The organism is Okeania sp. SIO2C9 (assembly GCF_010672455.1).
In the GTDB taxonomy this organism is placed as follows: domain Bacteria; phylum Cyanobacteriota; class Cyanobacteriia; order Cyanobacteriales; family Microcoleaceae; genus Okeania.
This window is the reverse complement of the sequence record NZ_JAAHGO010000003.1, coordinates 236,325-254,520: the sequence shown is the minus strand read 5'-3', so window position 1 is coordinate 254,520 and position 18,196 is coordinate 236,325. Positions and strand designations below refer to the sequence as shown.

Annotated in this window: 16 protein-coding genes and 2 pseudogenes; 11 read left to right on the top strand and 7 right to left on the bottom strand. The window is 38.2% G+C overall.

Features of this window, described 5'->3' with window-relative positions:
• From F6K23_RS03410 to F6K23_RS03395, 4 genes and pseudogenes are all read left to right on the top strand, one after another.
• Positions 1-446 (top strand): annotated as a pseudogene (locus F6K23_RS03410) (calcium-binding protein); the annotation flags it as partial.
• Positions 447-755: 309 nt separating this feature from the next.
• Positions 756-1,136 carry a transposase family protein gene (locus F6K23_RS03405; protein ID WP_293150565.1) on the top strand — a complete coding sequence of 127 codons (381 nt, stop codon included), beginning with the start codon at positions 756-758 and terminating at the stop codon, positions 1,134-1,136.
• Positions 1,117-1,374 (top strand): transposase family protein, encoded by a 258-nt coding sequence (locus F6K23_RS03400; RefSeq protein ID WP_367267602.1) that lies wholly within the window; start codon positions 1,117-1,119, stop codon positions 1,372-1,374. The genes F6K23_RS03405 and F6K23_RS03400 overlap by 20 nt, the downstream gene beginning before the upstream one ends.
• The gene (locus F6K23_RS03395; protein WP_293150562.1) at positions 1,352-1,714 is read left to right on the top strand and encodes a hypothetical protein; all 363 of its coding nucleotides are present in this window, start codon (positions 1,352-1,354) and stop codon (positions 1,712-1,714) included. The genes F6K23_RS03400 and F6K23_RS03395 overlap by 23 nt, the downstream gene beginning before the upstream one ends.
• A 227-nt stretch (positions 1,715-1,941) precedes the next feature.
• Here the strand turns inward: F6K23_RS03395 and F6K23_RS42780 are convergent.
• From F6K23_RS42780 to F6K23_RS03375, 4 genes and pseudogenes are all read right to left on the bottom strand, one after another.
• A pseudogene (locus F6K23_RS42780) lies at positions 1,942-2,178 on the bottom strand (zinc ribbon domain-containing protein); the annotation flags it as partial.
• A 152-nt stretch (positions 2,179-2,330) separates the two neighbouring features.
• Positions 2,331-4,421: an elongation factor G gene (gene fusA / locus F6K23_RS03385; protein ID WP_293150559.1), complete on the bottom strand. Its 2,091-nt coding sequence runs from the start codon at positions 4,419-4,421 to the stop codon at positions 2,331-2,333.
• Between the two features lie 451 nt (positions 4,422-4,872).
• Positions 4,873-5,067, bottom strand: coding sequence for a hypothetical protein (locus tag F6K23_RS03380; protein WP_293150556.1), 195 nt, complete (start codon positions 5,065-5,067; stop codon positions 4,873-4,875).
• A gap of 16 nt (positions 5,068-5,083) precedes the next feature.
• Complete coding sequence (locus tag F6K23_RS03375) at positions 5,084-5,455, bottom strand: helix-turn-helix domain-containing protein (protein ID WP_293150553.1); 372 nt, start codon at positions 5,453-5,455, stop codon at positions 5,084-5,086.
• A gap of 394 nt (positions 5,456-5,849) precedes the next feature.
• On the opposite strand from F6K23_RS03375, the gene F6K23_RS03370 reads away from it, so the two are divergent.
• Both F6K23_RS03370 and F6K23_RS03365 read left to right on the top strand, forming a co-directional pair.
• Positions 5,850-6,059: a pentapeptide repeat-containing protein gene (locus F6K23_RS03370; protein ID WP_293150550.1), complete on the top strand. Its 210-nt coding sequence runs from the start codon at positions 5,850-5,852 to the stop codon at positions 6,057-6,059.
• Entirely contained in the window at positions 6,056-6,292 is a 237-nt protein-coding gene (locus tag F6K23_RS03365) for a pentapeptide repeat-containing protein (protein WP_293150547.1), read from the top strand. The genes F6K23_RS03370 and F6K23_RS03365 overlap by 4 nt, the downstream gene beginning before the upstream one ends.
• A 596-nt stretch (positions 6,293-6,888) precedes the next feature.
• Here F6K23_RS03365 and F6K23_RS03360 read toward each other — a convergent pair.
• Together F6K23_RS03360 and F6K23_RS03355 are read right to left on the bottom strand one after the other, a co-directional pair.
• Positions 6,889-7,809, bottom strand: a complete 921-nt coding sequence (locus F6K23_RS03360; RefSeq protein ID WP_293150544.1) for a histone deacetylase — start codon at positions 7,807-7,809, stop codon at positions 6,889-6,891.
• A gap of 106 nt (positions 7,810-7,915) precedes the next feature.
• Positions 7,916-8,164 (bottom strand): hypothetical protein, encoded by a 249-nt coding sequence (locus tag F6K23_RS03355; RefSeq protein WP_293150541.1) that lies wholly within the window; start codon positions 8,162-8,164, stop codon positions 7,916-7,918.
• Positions 8,165-8,290: 126 nt separating this feature from the next.
• Here F6K23_RS03355 and gyrA point away from each other — a divergent pair, with 126 nt between their 5' ends.
• Both gyrA and F6K23_RS03345 read left to right on the top strand, forming a co-directional pair.
• Positions 8,291-10,972: a DNA topoisomerase (ATP-hydrolyzing) subunit A gene (gene gyrA / locus F6K23_RS03350; protein ID WP_293150538.1), complete on the top strand. Its 2,682-nt coding sequence runs from the start codon at positions 8,291-8,293 to the stop codon at positions 10,970-10,972.
• 356 nt (positions 10,973-11,328) lie between these two features.
• Positions 11,329-12,717 (top strand): arylsulfotransferase family protein, encoded by a 1,389-nt coding sequence (locus F6K23_RS03345; RefSeq protein ID WP_293150535.1) that lies wholly within the window; start codon positions 11,329-11,331, stop codon positions 12,715-12,717.
• A 370-nt stretch (positions 12,718-13,087) separates the two neighbouring features.
• Here F6K23_RS03345 and F6K23_RS03340 read toward each other — a convergent pair whose 3' ends face one another.
• Positions 13,088-14,728 (bottom strand): glucosyltransferase domain-containing protein, encoded by a 1,641-nt coding sequence (locus F6K23_RS03340; protein WP_293150532.1) that lies wholly within the window; start codon positions 14,726-14,728, stop codon positions 13,088-13,090.
• Between the two features lie 268 nt (positions 14,729-14,996).
• On the opposite strand from F6K23_RS03340, the gene F6K23_RS03335 reads away from it, so the two are divergent.
• From F6K23_RS03335 to F6K23_RS03325, 3 genes are read left to right on the top strand one after another with little or no spacing between them, the layout of a single operon-like run.
• Positions 14,997-15,254: a hypothetical protein gene (locus tag F6K23_RS03335; protein WP_293150529.1), complete on the top strand. Its 258-nt coding sequence runs from the start codon at positions 14,997-14,999 to the stop codon at positions 15,252-15,254.
• Positions 15,251-16,747: a sulfotransferase gene (locus F6K23_RS03330; protein ID WP_293150526.1), complete on the top strand. Its 1,497-nt coding sequence runs from the start codon at positions 15,251-15,253 to the stop codon at positions 16,745-16,747. Before F6K23_RS03335 ends, F6K23_RS03330 begins: the two co-directional genes overlap by 4 nt.
• A gap of 27 nt (positions 16,748-16,774) precedes the next feature.
• Positions 16,775-18,121 (top strand): arylsulfotransferase family protein, encoded by a 1,347-nt coding sequence (locus tag F6K23_RS03325; protein ID WP_293150523.1) that lies wholly within the window; start codon positions 16,775-16,777, stop codon positions 18,119-18,121.
• Positions 18,122-18,196: the final 75 nt, after the last annotated feature.

Sequence of the window (18,196 nt, the reverse complement as noted above, 5' to 3'; positions counted from 1 at the left end):
AAGACGAAGAAATTATCGGCACTCATCAAAATGATACCCTCATTGGCAATGAAGGAAATGACCAAATTACAGGTCGTCAAGGAAATGATTTATTAATAGGTGTCAATCCTGATAGTAATACTCCCGGTAGAGGAGAAGTCGATGACATCTGGGGTAACAGAGGAACAGATATCTTCGTCTTAGGAGATGAAGATTCAGTTTATTACAATGATGGTCAAACAAATACCACAGGTGCTGAAGACCTAGCAGTTATTTATGACTTTGAGCCAAACCGCGACCGGATTCAATTACACGGAAATGCCGATGACTATCAACTACAACTGAGCCAAAATCAACAACATACACAAATATTTTCTATAGCGAATCAGAATCAACCAGAATTGATAGCTCAAATACAAAACCATACCGAGCTAGTTTTAAATTCAGACCAGTTTAATTTTGTATAGCGTTTTTGGTTGTCGCTGACATGAAAAGTATTACCTCCTATTTGACATCTCCAGGGGTTGAAACACCCTGGATTCTGTGGTTAGTCCACCGGAAATGGGACGGGGCGTTTAAAGTGCGGAATTTACTTCCGCACGCAGCCCCTCATAAATCCGCATTTGCTTAAAGCCTGAAGGGCAGACTTCTAGACTCCTGGGCGTAAATCAAAAATTTAGCTGTGAGCTTACTTTCAGAGTGGTTTTACTCAAGATATTAGACTTGTCGCTTTATAAGGTAAAGTATAGAGTTAGTAGGGTGTTTGAAATGGGACAATGTTAGATATCAATCGGGTGCTAAAAGAAGACCGCTTATTAAGGGCATTGACTGGACTAAACCGTAAGGCATTCGATGAATTATTACAAGCTTTTTGTGTCCAACTTGAATTGGAAGCGATACGGCTGACGCCACGCTCCGCGAACGCCAATACCCAAAAACCAAGACTCCGAGCTCTGGGAGGAGGAAGAAAAGCGCGATTGCTACAAGCTTCATACAAGTTATTTTTTATCAAGTTCAACTTTAAGTGCTACCCTACCTTTGATGTGGCAGGAGTATTGTTTGATTTACACCGCAGCAGAGCACACCATTGGATGTTAAGACTACAGCCATTGCGCTTAGAGTGCTTTAGGGCAGAAAATGGCCTTGCCAAAACGTAAGTTACAGAGCATTGAAGAATTCATTACCAGGTTTCCATCTGCCACAGAGGTGATGATCGATGGTACAGAACGGCCAATCCAGCGTCCAAAAGAACACCAAAAGCAGAAAAATCATTACTCAGGTAAAAAAAAGTGCCATACTCGTAAACATCTGATAATGACAGACTCAGATAAAAGAGTCCTCCTCCTATCGAAAGCAAGAGAGGGCAAGGTTCATGGGCATTCGGCAGTTAGATGAAGAAAAATTGGTGGATTTTGTACCTGATGAAGTGAAAATTCATGTAGATTTGGGTTTCCAGCGGATAAAGAAGGAATTTGTCAACATCAAAATACCCACAAAAAAACCTCGAGGGAAGGAATTAACTGACCAACAAAAACATCTCAATAAAGAAAAAAGTAGCGTTCGCGGAGCGTTGCGTCAGCAGTATCGCGTCAAATGTGAACATACAATATCTGGGGTAAAGAGATATAATGCAGCTAGAGGATTATATCGAAATCACATCAAAGATGCGCGACGATCGCTTCATGTTCACTGCTGCTGGACTCTGGAATTTTTACCTGATGGCAGCATAGTTTAATCAGTGAAAAGCCAGGATTTTCCATTTCACTTTAAGGTTTTATTTCGCGGCAAGTCTATTGGAGCAATAAATAGCTGCTGAGTGCTGCATTACTTGCTTTTCCTGCGGAATGCTACGCAAACAGCTATCGTAAGAAATTAATTCCCCGTCTCCTGTCCGCCGGAATCTCACCGCAAAGCGCGATCTTGTCATGGCCACAAACCTTGTTCTTACTCATATTCCGATCATTATAACAGACTTTGAGTCCACTTTATTACCCGCGCGTCGTTATTCAACCAGGGGATAAATCTTCCGGGAACTTTACTCCCGTCGTTTTTTATGTTTGCGAAACACCACCTAAAAGAAAGCAGAAACTCTGTTTGAACATAACCACACCTACTGCAAGTTTTTGATGATGGAAAAAATCTGTCAACTACGACTAGCTCACAATTGTACCATTGACACTTATATTCTAGCTGTCTTCTAAACTCATAAAACCCTTGGTAGGTTCAATAGTTTTTATGGAGTCGGGAGTGGGATAGAAGCAATAATTGAAAATACTTCAATACACCCCATCTCCCCATCTGCCCTTTTATTTTTAAATAGAACTCAAATGGGTTCTATATACCAGACCTAACTATTTCTTAGCTTCTTGGCGCTCTTTCGCTTCCTTAATTACTACCTCCGCCACATTCGCAGGGCAAGGTGCATAATGGGAAAACTCCATTGAAAACTGACCTCTACCAGAAGTCATAGTCCGTAAATCACCAATATAACCAAACATCTCACTCAATGGCACATCTGCCTTAATACGAGTACCCATAGGCGATGAATCTTGAGACTTAATCATTCCTCGACGGCGGTTGAGGTCTCCAATTACATCACCAACATGATCGTCAGGGGTAAACGCATCAACCTTCATAATCGGTTCAAGTAACTGAGGAGCAGCTTTAGAAAAAGACTGCCGATAGGCCGCCTTAGCAGCAATTTCAAAGGCGATCGCCGAGGAGTCAACCGGGTGAAAAGCACCATCTGTCAAGGTAAACTTCATATCCACACAAGGGAAACCAGCTAACATACCCTTTTCAAAGCTACTTTCAAAACCCTTTTGCACCGCTGGCCAAAATTCTCTGGGCACATTTCCACCAGTCACTTTCGACTCGAATTGGAAACCTTCACCTGCTTCAGCTGGCTCAAAAATATAGTCAATCTTAGCAAATTGACCTGAACCACCAGACTGCTTCTTGTGAGTATAACTATCTTCAAGACGCTTAGTAATAGACTCGCGATAAGCTACCTGTGGCTTACCAACTTCCACATCAACCCCATAAGTCCGCTTCAGAATATCAACCTTGATATCTAAATGCAATTCACCCATACCCTTGATAATAGTTTCATTACTTTCCGCGTCTGTCTCAACTCGGAAAGACGGGTCTTCGGCGACCATCTTGCTCAATGCCATGCCCAGTTTTTCCACAGAACCTTTGTCTTTCGGTGCCACAGCAATTGAAATTACTGGATCGGGGAACACCATTGGTTCTAAAGTTGCAGGGTTTTTGGGGTCACAGAGAGTATGGCCAGTTTGAACATTCTTCATACCAACGATAGCAACAATATCACCAGCTTGAGCTGATTCAATTTCTTCGCGAGAGTCAGCGTGCATTTCTACCAAACGTCCAACCCGCTCAGTTTTACCTGTAAAAGTATTCAGCACTGTGTCACCTTTGGACAACATACCAGAATAGATGCGAGTAAAAGTCAAAGCACCATATTTGTCATCCATAATCTTGAAGGCCAAAGCACGCAGAGGCTTCTCAGGGTCAACATAGGCTAAATTACCAGTCTCATTACCCTCTAGATCGATCTCTGGTTGTGGTTTAACTTCAGTCGGGTTAGGTAGATAATCAACTACCGCATCTAGTACCAACTGCACGCCCTTATTCTTGAAAGATGAGCCACAGTAGGTAGGGAAGAAAGCCAACTCATTGGTTCCCTTACGGATGCAGTTCTTGAGAGTCTCAATATCTGGCTCTTCTCCTTCCAGATACTTTTCCATTACATCATCGTCTTGTTCAACAGCAGTTTCGACCAATACTTCCCGATATGTCTCTACATCATCAACCATGTTCTCTGGAACATCTTTAATTTCATATTTGGTTGGGTCTCCAGAATCATCCCATACCCATGCTTTGCGGGTTAGTAGATCGACTACTCCCACAAAATCATTCTCAATACCAATGGGCAATACCATTACTAATGGCTTGGCCGCAAGTATATCTTCAACCTGCTTCACAACCCTGTAGAAATCAGCTCCGGTCCGGTCAAGTTTGTTTACATATATAATCCGAGCAACTTTAGAATCGTTGGCATAGCGCCAGTTTGTTTCAGACTGGGGTTCCACACCACCAGAGGCACAGAAAACGCCTATGCCACCATCAAGAACTTTGAGAGAACGATATACCTCGATGGTAAAGTCAACGTGGCCAGGAGTATCAATAATATTTAACTGGTGGTCTTTCCAGAAGCAGCTTGTGGCAGCGGATTGAATTGTAATACCCCGCTCTTGCTCCTGTTCCATAAAGTCTGTTGTTGCTGCACCTTCGTGGACCTCACCGATTTTATGGATTTTTCCGGTTAGTTTCAGGATTCTTTCGGTTGTGGTGGTTTTGCCTGCATCAACGTGGGCGAAGATGCCGAAATTACGATAATTAGTGAGGTCTTTTTTCATAATTTAACTCTCTTGTTAGGTGCTACGCTTTTGTGTTACTTAAGTATTACATATAGGCGGTAGATTTGGCCTTAGCAGCTAGGAGAGAAATCACTACACAGATTTCTGCTAGTTAACTGGCCCTAAGCTGCCGCTGGATTTCAAACATTAGGTTTGAAATATCTGTTTGATGCCCATAGTTATATTGCTGATTTTGACATACTCTTCACCTTTAAAGTAAAGTAAGGGAGTATTGTGCCTATTTCACTGGCATTTCCTGAATCAAGTTGTCCATTTATACTAAAAATTGGCCTTTCTGATGTTTGTCTTTTCCTACGCCCCGGGGTACTTTTATGCTCTACGGACCTAAGAATGCCTCCATTTAGGATGTATTCTTTTCTTTCTTCAATTGAGCGATCGCTACTAGATTAACATAATTTCTGACCCTAGCTTATGGTAAGGATCATACTTGCTATTTATTAACTACGACACCTACAACTTCAGTCGTCTTTCGTGTTAGATTAGGAGTGAACTCATAGCTACAGCTTAAGTACCAATCGCCCGCTTGTCTACTAATGGTTATTTTTTGAGTAGTCGCCTCAATTGGCTCATAAGTCTTAACCCAACCAATAAAAGGTAATTTATGACTCCATCCGTTTAATTCCACTGGTTTTCCAGAATTATCAATTGTGTTTGCGTTTGCGTAGCATCCCGTAGGGAAGCATCTCCGTTGGAAAAGAATCAGACTTACCTTTCTTCTTAAACCGTGGGCGTTTACCTAGACCTTGAAAGAACCTCTTAAATGCTTCACCCAAGTTTCGGAAAGCATATTGGTAAACTTTAGACGACAAGTTTTTCATCCAGGGGTAGAGGGGTTTGGTGTGATTAGTAAAAACCTCTCTCAGTCTACGAGGGTTTGGCTTGTAACCATCTGTGTAAGCAGCATTCCATAAACTTAAACCCCAGTTGTAGCACCATCTACTATAACCTGCGTGTTGTGCAAAGAGCGTTTTTTGTTTATTATTTAATTTGAGTTTGGTTCTAATGGATTTCATGGAGATTGAGCGCAGCCTGTCTAATGGTGTGCTTAAATACGTATTATATCGTTATTCGTTGATTAAGTCAATGCTCCTCCCAATTTTCCAGTTTGATTGCATCATCCACAGGAGTAATAAAGTCATAGTTATAATGTCTGAGAAAAAGACTGAGAACTGTTGCTTGGTAATATGAAATACAAAAAATAATGCTATGGTTATTGATAACTTCATTTATTAAGTAATAAGTTGGATTTAGTAGTGCGAATGAAGGATTATAGCCATGAAGTCGAGATATATTATTCCTGATTTCCCTACTCCCTACTCCCTACTCCCTACTCCCTACTCCCTACTCCCAAGAAAATGTAGCAAAAATTAACGTATTTTATATAAACTATCCAGAGAATTAAATTGATTGACTTGTAAGAAAATTATGGGCGCGGAAGAATTACGGCGACGCTACGCTCTCGGAGAAAGAGATTTTCAGGAACTCGATATTTTGAAGGCAGATTGGACAGGTGGCAAACTGGAATATGCTAATTTGACTGGTGCTGACTTAAGTGGAGCTAATCTGAGAAAAGGTTTCTTAAGAGCTATTCGGCTAACCTTAGAGGTGCAGATTTGACTAGATCAGATTTGACTGGAGCAGACCTCATCTTTGCTGATGCCGCAGGAGCTATTCTCAGTGGTACTGAATTTGAGGGAGCAGAATGTATGGGATTTGCAACGGAAAATCCTATCTTAGCGAACGCTAATTTCAAAGGTGCTAAGAACTTTTACCCTCGGATAGGAGCTTTCTTTCATAACACAATTCTTGATGATGGAGATGTTATATGCGGGCTTGATTGGTTGGAATAAAAAACTATAAAATAAATAAGCTAAGAGGCATGGAATCTGTTTCTAATACTACTTGGTTTTCAATTTTTAATAAATCCAAGCGATTGGATAAAGTGCTATATTATTAGTATAGCATTTCATGTTTATAAGAATTATTTTAAAACTTTTATTCGATATTTATTACCATCATTATTAATGTATTATGATTAATATTTGTCACTCTTTCAATTTTTCTAAACTCGCTACCATTTAATTAAATTTTTAAACAATTTGGATTTTTTTTATAGCAAACTTGACAATAAAATCCTACAAATTGACTGCTACATTTCCTGTATAGCAGTGGAAGGAAAGGGCACAGATATATCAAAAGCTTAAAACTTAGACAACGCTAAATTTTTCAGTTATTCGGTTCTTACTTCTGCTATATTAATAGTTTTTGTTGCTCCTTAGATGGTAATTTTTCAATATCATTTTCCAGATATTTTATGCAGTTAATTGTCATTGTATTTAGGAGCGCGAGCGCACCCCCTAAGATTTTCTCTTTAATTATAAATCATCTAGCAATGATGCAGAACTTAAATTTACTGAATTTAAGTTGTAATATTGATATAAATCCTCTACAAACAACGTTCAATTGTTGCTACTACTGATTGAGATAAGCTAGGTAGGTCATAACCACCTTCTAAACCAAATAAGATTTTGCGGGTTATTTGCAAACAATATTTTGTAAATTCTCCATAGTCTTCTGGTTGTAGAGCAATACCTGCTAATGGGTCGTCATGGTTAGCATCATAGCCAGCACTAACAATCAATAAATCTGGTTGAAAGCTAGCTAAAAATGGTACAACTTTTTGCTCGAATGTGGGTTGATAGATCGCCATTGTGGTACCTGGTGACATGGGTAAATTTAGTACATTATTGTGGGAACCATGTTCGTCAGCATAGCCAGTGCCAGGATAACAGGGAGATTGATGGAGGGAGCAGTAGGCTATATTTTCGTATTTTTCTACAATTTCTTGAGTACCATTACCATGATGTACATCCCAGTCTAAAATGGCGACTTTGTTAATACCTGGTTTCTCTAGAGCATAATGAGCTGCGATCGCTGCATTGGAAAATAAGCAAAATCCCATTCCCCGTTGACTTTCAGCGTGATGTCCAGGGGGTCTTGCCAATACAAACGCTGGATTTGCATTTGTTAACACTAGATCGACTCCATCTAACCAAGCACTTACTGCTAACAATGCCACATCATAACTTTTGGCAGAAACTGGTGTATCTCCATCCAAATAACCGCCACCTTGGTTCGCTATTTCTGCTACTGCTTGAATATGACTGCGAGAGTGAACTTTTTCTAGTAGTGTCATCAATGATGAATGACGTTGTTGCACCGGGGTAGGCGATCGCCATTGCAATTGGCCATTGTGAGGGAAAGTCTTGAGAGTTTTGACAATAGCAGTTAAACGTTCTGGTCGCTCTGGGTGTAGCATACCAGTTTTGTGTTCGAGAAATTCATCGGAATAAATAACAGAAATCATAAGTTAATTTTAGATATTAGATTGTGTCCCCGGAAATGAAACTTTTTATCTTTTTCTTTTGGGTTTAATAACCCGCTGTCTACACGGTGTTTACAATTTGTTGGGGCTATAAGTCGTTGACTATCCCCATCCATTTTTTCCTTTTTCCTTCTTGCTCTGTTGGTGCGCATTCCCTCTCTTGGTCGATTGGATATGGCGCAGGAAACCTGCGCCATCCCTTGACCGCTTGTGTCTGTCGCCGACGCGGGGTCGCACCGCTTCTTCCTTCTTGAATGTAATTATACCAATATTTGAACTTTAAATCGAACTGAAAATACTGAGATGTTTTTGAGAAAATAAACTCAAAAATAGACACGAAATATGCTATAATTATAGACGTAAACAGCATAATTTTGCAAATACACAGAACTTAATCGGACGAAATCCAATTTTTTCGGTTTTTTGCTAATTAATTATATATTTAACGGAGTTTTTTCATTATATGACTACTTCTGAGTCACGAATTGTACCAACCGATCTCCGTAATGAAATGTCCCAATCATACCTAGAATACGCCATGAGCGTGATCGTAGGTAGGGCATTACCAGATACTAGGGATGGTCTTAAACCCGTGCATCGTCGCATACTCTATGCTATGAACGAATTAGGGTTAACAGCAGACCGCCCTTTCCGTAAATGCGCTCGTGTGGTAGGAGAAGTGCTGGGTAAGTATCATCCCCACGGCGATACGGCAGTTTATGATGCTTTGGTGCGAATGGCTCAGGATTTTTCAATGCGATCGCCCCTCATCCAAGGTCACGGTAATTTTGGTTCTGTAGACAATGACCCTCCTGCGGCTATGCGTTACACAGAGTGTCGTCTACAAGCACTCACTTCCGATGCTATGTTGCGGGATATTGATGCAGAAACAGTAGATTTTGTTGATAACTTTGATGGCTCTCAACAGGAACCGTTGGCACTCCCCTCTCGTATTCCTCAACTATTCCTCAATGGTTCGTCTGGTATCGCAGTGGGAATGGCAACTAATATTCCTCCCCACAATTTGGGGGAGCTTATTGATGGTTTGCTAGCGCTGATCGAAAACCCAGAAATAACTGATACTGAGTTAATGCACTACATTCCGGGTCCTGACTTTCCTACAGGTGCTCAAATTCTGGGAAAATCTGGTATCCGCGATGCTTATACACTTGGTCGTGGTTCTATAACTATGCGGGGTGTCGCCACTATAGAAACCCTCGAACAGCGCGGTCGTCCTGACAAAGAAGCTATTATTGTCACGGAGTTACCTTACCAAACTAATAAAGCAGCTTTAATTGAAAAAATTGCTGAACTGGTTAATGATAAAAAAATTGATGGCATTTCTGATATTAGGGATGAAAGCGATCGCGACGGAATGCGTGTAGTCATCGAACTCAAACGAGATGCTTATCCTAGAGTTGTACTTAATAATCTTTATAAACAAACCACTCTACAAGCAAATTTTGGAGCTAATATTTTAGCATTAGTAAATTCAGAACCCCAGTTACTAACGCTGAAAAAATATCTCGAAGTATTCCTAGATTTTCGGATAGAAACTATTACAAGAAGGACTCAATACGAACTCCGAAAAGCTGAAGAAAGAGACCATTTATTACAAGGTTTACTAATTGCTTTAGATAATCTAGATGCAATTATTCAATTAATTCGTCAAGCGGCAGATACTCCTACTGCTAAACAAGAATTAATTGAAAATCATGGTTTATCTGAAGTACAATCAGATGCCATTTTACAAATGCAGTTAAGAAGATTAACAGCATTAGAAGCACAAAAAATTGAACAAGAACATGAAGAATTACTGCTAAAAATTGCCGATTTGCAAGATATATTAGCTAAACGGGAACGGATTCTAGAAATTATTGAAACTGAAGCTTTAGAAATAAAAGAACGTTATGCTACTCCGAGAAGAACTATCATTGAATTAGCAGAGGGTGAGCTAGATGATACAGATTTAATTGCCAATGAAAAAGCAATTATTTTACTAACAGAACAAGGCTATATTAAACGGATGCCAGTTGATACTTTTGAGGCTCAAAGTCGAGCAACTCGTGGTAAGTCTGGTACGAAAATGAAAGATGATGATGGAGTTGAACATTTTCTCAGTTGTTGTGACCATGATAGTATTTTATTCTTTACTCAAAGAGGTGTTGTGTATTGTCTAAATGCTTATCAAATTCCTATCGGTTCTCGTATAGCACGGGGCGTACCAGTGGTACAAATGTTACCTATTCCACGAGATGAAAAGGTAACTTCTATAGTGGCAGTTTCAGAATTCACTGATGACGAATTTTTAGTGATGTTGACCAAAGGTGGATATATTAAAAAAACACCTTTATCCGCATTTTCTAATATTCGCTCTAATGGATTAATCGCTATTTCTCTTGCTGAAGGAGACCAATTGAGATGGGTGAGAAGAGCGAAAGTTGACGATAGTGTGATTATTGCTTCTAGTTCTGGGATGGCAATTCACTTTAGAACAGATAATAAGCAATTGCGTTCTTTGGGTCGTAATACTAGAGGGGTAAAATCTATGAAACTGATCGAGGGTGATGAGTTAATTAGTATGGATATTTTACCCAGTTCAATTGTGGATAAAATTGCTGATCTTGATGAAGAAGAATTAGAACTAGAAGAAGCAGAATTAGAACTAGAAATAGAAGAGGAAGAAACTGAAGAAACTACATCAGCTAATAATAGTGGTCCATGGGCATTAGTTATTACTACTGGCGGTTATGGAAAGCGGGTACCAGTTTCTCAATTTACCTTACAAAACAGAGGTGGCAAAGGTCGTATTGCTACTAAGTTTAAGAAGAAAAAACGGAAACAAGATCAATTAGCTTCTTTAAGAATAGTCAACGAAACTGAAGAATTAATCATGATTACTACTCGCGGAATTATTATTCGTCAAGCAGTTAATGCTATTTCGATTCAATCTCGTAGTGCTACAGGAGTAAGGGTACAAAAATTAGATGACGCAGATAGCATAGCAGAAGTGGCTTTAGTTCCGGCAACAGAAACAGAAGAAATAGAGGAAATAGAAGATATAGACGTAGAAGATATGGAAGATATAGATGCAGAAGATATGAAAGAAACAGAAGATATAGACGTAGAAGATATGGAAGAGTAAGGAGGTAGGGATAGAGACTTAAATATAGTTATATAATCCCTCCTTCGGGAGTAAGGAGAAAGGAAAATTGTATGAAATTCTACCCTACTCCTTACTATAACCTATTTATAAAAAAATTGCCTTTTATTAGTATTAATTGAGATTTTCAAAAAGCTTCCCGTTGGTATTTATATCAGTTTATTCCTGAATCTAATTATATTGCTGCTGTAGTAGTTGCAGGGAAAAATCAAAACTTGAGTTTTTGGCAGACAACAGAACTTTAGCATTTTCAGCAAAAAAATCAATCTCTCCTTGTGATTAGTTAACTTTTCAGTTAAAATCATTTTATTGACTAATCCTTAGTGGGTGTTTGCCCTATGAAAGACAATGTTCCCAAAGATAACATTCCCATCTTTTCCTTTGTAATGGGAACTGCATTTATAGCCTTCTTATGTGGCGTTATTATAGTTGAATATAAAATTTTCCCTTATTCTTTTTTTAAGAAGGCAAGACAAGGAGTAGAGGCATTAGTTAACCAACAATCATCTACCCCCGATCCAAAAAAATTACATACATTTCCTTTAAGAAGTAATTTAAAAGATAAAAATGGTGGAGTAACAGTTTTTGATAGAAACAAATCCTATCAGGGTTATACGCTTTTTACAGCTTATGATGGTCAAAAATGTACAAACCTCCTTATTGATATGGAGGGTAATCTTATCCAAGAGTGGTACATTAAGTACAGCGATGTATGGGGTAAGAAAGCGCCTTTCTTAGACAAGCAATTTGGTGATGAATGGACTTGTTGGCAAGGAACTCAATTACTCCCCAATGGAGAGCTTGTAGCTACATTTATAGATAATGGTAGACCATATTGTGGTGGACTTGTGAAGTTGGATCTAAACTCCAATGTTGTCTGGTCATTGCCAAAGTGTACGCATCACGATGTACATCTTGGCAATGATGGTCTTTTCTATGTTCCGGGTATGTACTTATTGCAAGACAAAGGTAATCGTATACAACGATACCTAAGGCCTAGAATTCTTCCTAACTCACCAGTATCAGTTAACTTTTGGAAGAAACCAATCCTCAAAGATGTGGTTATCATTGCATCTCCAGATGGAGAGTTTTTAGAGGAAATTTCACTTTTGGAGGCATTTGCTAATTCGGACTATAGTTGGAGCTTTGATAGAAGTTTCACAAGTCCAAAACACGCATCTGGCGATTTTGATCCGACTCATTTGAATGATGTTGAACTAATTACAGAAGAATGGGCGAAATATCATCCCAAAGTTGAGCCTGGGGACTTGATGGTTTCAGTACGCAACATTAACGCGATAGCAATTATAGATCGACAAACAAAGCTTGTTAAGTGGTTGACTAGAGACATGTTTTCTCAACAACACGATCCTGACCTACTTCCTAATGGTAATATCCTCATTTTCGATAATTGGGGAAAAGTGAACTCTGAAGTAGGAGCTACAAGAATTATAGAACTCGATCCTAAAACACAAGAGATTGTTTGGGAGTATGCTGGAACAAAAGACAGCCCCTTGCACGCTAAATTTCGCGGAAGTCAACAACCTCTACCTAATGGCAATATTCTGATTACTGAGTCAACAGGTGGGCGGATATTAGAAGTCAATCGTGACAAAGAGATTGTTTGGGAATATGTGAATAAATTGAGCGACGATAGGGTTGGTGTTGTAATCAGAGCACAGAGGTTTGCACCTAAGAGCTTATCTTTTGTTGGCGTTGCTGAATAGATTGAGGACTTAGATGAAGTTCACGTTTCATCTCCTATTTGATCGTTTCTTCACAGATATAAAGAAAGAATTTTGGGCTTTGAAACTTATGTTAAGCTAATACTGAAGAAAATGTAAATTTCATTAAGTAATAATCTCAAAAAAATGAAACAGTTATTAACCTTTTTTAACTATGATGCTTTATGTGAAAATCCTGAACATGCTCTCATGGGAAACCATAAAAATGTGACTCTCTGACGTGCCACAGCCATCGATTATTCTTCTTTTTCCCTACAAAGCTCCACTTCACATTTCATCTAGTTCTGCTTCTTCAATTCCCGTGGCTGATTTTGAGTCCATCAAGAAGATTTCTACTTCTAATTGTTGTGGATTAATTGTTTTTAACAGAACCAAAAAGTTTTTTATTTGCGCCAGCTACTTTTAGGACTAATGAATTATCTGACAAAACTTTTATACTGTTTTTTTGAGGCCATGAAGGCAGTTCTTCCATTCTGAAGGGATCTTTAATTCCTTGAATATTGAGATCATCAGCTTTTAGCTTCTTTGTAATTAATGTAACTTGTGGAGGTGCTACTATCTTTAATAGCGCATCAACACGTTGAGGCTGGCAGTCAAATACATGACAATCAGTAATGCCACTCCATCTATTACTAGGTAAAGAGTTATAACTTCTCTCAGGAGTATAAGTTGTTCCTGATCCTCTAGTAATAGTGCTACTTGATTTTTCAATCAAAATGTTAACTGTTATGAAAGCTGGATTGGGAGCTATGTCCATTAAATCTGATAAAATTGCTTGCGCCGTAATAATATCTTTTTCGTAAGCTGCTTGTTTATAAGTGATCATAGAGCTTGTTTGAAAAGATTGTACTCCAATCAAAAAGAAAGCGATAATATAAAAGTATTTACCTATTTTTAGATCGTATACTTTTGCTTTTTCAACACCAACACCAATTAGTAGGGCAGGAGGAAAATACATTCCTAGCAATGCTTGTGGTCTTAATGCATTAAATGTGCCTTTATATATAAAAATTAAAGTAGGCATAAGACCAATAAGTAAAACTATAAAAATTGAAGTCAAAATTAATTTTTTGGGGAATTTTTTGCTGGGTATAAATATATAAATTGATAGGGCTGAAAATAAAGTAATAAAGATGCTTATAAAAGTAGGCATACTACTTTTGGGAAGAATAATAAATTCAATTAAATTTTTAAATAATTCTATCAGCCTTTGTGATTTTGCCATTTTTCCCATTGTAACAATATTGTATTGATTACCAGCAGGAATCAAATCAATATCATAAATTGACAATAAAAATTTCCATAATAAAAAATAGATAATTAAACTGATAATGCACAATAGTAAGACTTTTCCAATCTTGATCAAGCGTAAGTCCTGATTAAAAAGTGATATGAGTAAAAATCCTGGTATAAACATTAGGGCTATTGGCTGATAACATGCAGCACAGGCAATTAAGCAAATTACTGATATAGAAATTGATTTCAAGTTAAATATACTTATATAGCTTCTATTTGAAATATTATTATCTTTAATCCAGCAAAAATATAGCGCGATACCTAGTAAGATAATTCCTGTAGAACGAACTGGAATATCAATCTGAAAAGCAGACATTTCAATCAAAGACGGAGTAAATAAAAAAATGGAGGATGAAATAAAAACCGAAAATGGCGACATATAGTTTGTTCGAGAAATTAATAGAGAGAAAAATATCCAAATCGATGAGAAGAAATAGAGATATAAGAAAGAATTAGCCAGTTCATTATCTCCAAAAAATTTCCAAATAAGAGGAGAAAGATATCTACCAATAGCGATTGTCCCGTTGTACTGAGTAGGAATTGGAGATACAAAATCATACAATCCATCTCCAGCTAGCATTAGATTAAAAACTTGAGTCCCAAATGCAAATATAGCTAGGATCAAAAATGCACAACCTGCAAAAAGCCAAATTTTAAATTCATAACGAGGATATTGATTAATGAGTTTTTCTGACATGTTTCATTCCTCACAGGTTAAGATATCAAGAAAAATTTCAAGGAGAGTTTCAAACAGATTTGGCAAAGATTGGAAAAGAATAACAATTGCTTACTTAGGTAAGCCCAATCTAATCCATCATAATTGGAATTATATTTGTTATGAAGATTTTGTAAATTTAGGTACAAAATCTTCATAAAACTTTTTCTTCAAGGGCAATATTGGCGATATTGTTTTAGTATTATTTGGTAAATACTTGTAATCTTTACTGAGACTGATGTCAAAAAAAATGAAACAGCTATTAACATTTGTACAATTATTTCTGGCCTCCCTATTCATAATCCTCATTATTTCTCAACCTGCTATGGCCTATGTGGGTCCTGGTGCAGGCCTAGCTGCCATTGGTGCTTTTTTTGCCCTTCTTGCAGGCATTCTCGCAGCCTTATTTGGCTTTTTGTGGTATCCCATTAAGCGACTTCTGCGGAAACGTAAGCAATCTAAAGAAGACAATGATGGTCAAAATGATAGTCAAAAGGAGGCACAATGAGCCACTGGATAGGTGCTACTTTATTTGTTGTCGGTTTCCTCATATTAGTGCAGCGTTTCCAGCTAGTCGAAAAGAGCAAAGAGACTACTGCCATAGGTAGTAGTTGTTTAGACGTAATTCGTTCTTCTGAGCTTAGTGAAGAGGAAAAAGAATCCTTACTGCAAAAAAACGCTAAACATCTGTTTGGATTATTTTTTATTCTTGCTTTTGGTGGAATTGCATCTGTTGTGCTACCTCTAGGACTACTATGGCTAGGTGAACAGTTGGGTTGGCTATCTCTAGATGCTGTCTTTAAAACCCTTCTTTCTCCGGTATTTCTAATTATCAGCACTGTCCTTGCTGTGATTGTGTTGTTTCTTAAACCTCGGCAAGCCCAAACAACTCAGCAACAGTCTGGTGGGGAAGCATCAGGTCGGGTTCAAGCCAGTAATTTTTCTGGACTCGATCGAGCATTGTACTATCTGGCCTTTAATACTTCTACTGCCCAGATAGCATTGGCAGATATGGAAGATTCCATGTTTTCTAAGGAATTGTCCTCCTTTAGCACTGAGAGGTCAATTTTTATAACTGCACTGCCGCGAGCAGGAACAACATTATTACTTGAATGCTTCGCCAGTACGCCAGAGTTTGCAACTCATTGTTATCGTGATATGCCATTTGTTTTAATTCCTTGTCTATGGGATCGTTTCTCAAAATCTTTTCAGAAGACAGTTGAATCTCAAGAAAGGGCACATGGTGATGGGATGCAAGTTACGCCAGATAGTCCAGAAGCATTAGAAGAAGTCGTATGGAAGACATTTTGGAAACGACATTATCACAAAGATCGTATTATTCCTTGGGATAATGAAAGAGACGAAGAATTTGAGGAATTTTTCTCCAGTCATATGCGTAAGATTATTCTGCTACGCAAACAACAAGGTGCAGAGGGAAGCCGCTATGTATCGAAAAATAACCTCAATATTGCGCGAACAATGATGCTGAATCAACTATTTCCTGATTCAATTATTATTATTCCTTTCCGAGACCCATTAAATCACACCGCCTCTCTACTGAAGCAACATCGTAACTTTCTTCGTATTCATCAAGAAGATAGCTTTGCGTCAGACTATATGCGAGCAATTGGTCACTATGATTTCGGACAAAATCTTCGTCCTGTCGATTTTGATGCTTGGTTTGACCAACGGCAGTCAAAAGATACTGATTCTCTCGCTTTCTGGTTAGAATACTGGGTTGCAAGTTACAAACACCTTTTAGCACAGGAGAGTAATTTTCTGAATTTTCTTAACTACGATGCTTTCTGTGAACATCCTGAAAATGGCTTGAGAGTATTGGCAGATATCGTGGATAGCTCTAATCCAGAGGCATTGATGGCATCAGCAACTCGCATACATCATCCAAGACCCAAGGAAATTGATACCAGTGCGATATCTAGTTCGCTATTGGAAGAAGTAAACTTTGTTTACGCTCAGTTGAAAGATAAATCAATTAACTAGAGATTGATACGAAGAATTATGACAAAGATGGTTAAAATTAATTCAGATAAACTTAGTTTCGCAGGTTTTATTACTGCCTGTACAATTCTTGTCTTTTTTTGCGGTTTTTTGGTCAGAGACTTTAAGCTTTTTCCCTATAAGTATTATGCAAAAGCAATGCAGGGCTACAAAAAAATTCGTAACCAAGTTTCAGGAAAACTACCTGTACACTATCAACGCTTAGATAAGCCCTTCCCTGAAATTAGTAATGATATTGCCCAGCCCTATGAAGGCTTAAATTTAGTCACTAAGGTAACATCTAATGATAATTTGACGGCGGAAATTATTGACTCGCAAGGTAAAGTAGTCCATAAGTGGGACATAAACTGGTTTGAGATGTGGCCTAACCCTGATCATTTGCCCAAGAACATTTTGCCTAAGGAAAAACCCGCTTGTCAAATCCATGGGGCGGTTGTTATGGAAAATGGAGACCTAGTTTTTAACTTTGACTATTTTGGACTAATTCGCATAGATCGTGAAGGAAAAGTTGTTTGGCGTTTACCTTATATGACACACCATTCACTCCATAGACATGATGATGGAAACTTATGGGTATCTGGCCGGAGGTATCACACAGAAAGCACACCAGAGTTGCCTCATCTTGAACCACCCATTTTTGAAGAAACACTTTTAGAAGTATCACCAGAAGGTAAAATTTTGAGGGAGTGGTCTGTACCCAAAATTTTAAGGAATAATGGTTATTCTGCATTTCTGTATTTAACCCCTTTTAAAGATTTTGCTTTGAAACTCAACCAAGGAGGTGGTAAAGATAGAAACGATATTTTGCACATGAATGATGTTGAACCATTTCCTCTAACTATGGAGGAAGGGGTATTTGAGAGAGGGGATGTCATGCTATCTCTGCGCAATATTAATAGTATTGTTGTCTTCAACGCAGATACTGGTAAGATCAAGACTATTATCACAGGTGATTTTATACAACACCATGACCCAGATTTTATAGATGGTAATACCATCTCTGTTTTTGATAATAATAGAAATAACTCGCTAAATCCTGATGATGCTAAAAGCCGTATTTGGCTTATTTCTTTAAAAGACAACACCAGTAAAGTTTTCTTTGAAGGTAGTGCAGAGCAACCTTTCTACACTCTAGCCATGGGCAAAAATCAGTGGTTACCTAACGGTAATTTACTAATCACGGAATCTGTTTCTGGAAGAGGGTTTGAAATCAATCAGCAGGGCGATATTGTTTGGCAATATGTTAACTATGTTGACCGAGAACAAGGAATTGTTGGGATTGTCTCAGAGGTACAACGTCTTCCTATTGAATATACAAAACTATTTGCCAGTGAAAAGGAAAGCAAAAAAAACTAAGTTATGTAGGCAGTATTTAGTATTAGCAATTCAAATTCCGTCAAGCTCACGTTAATAAAATCGAAAAACGGCAGA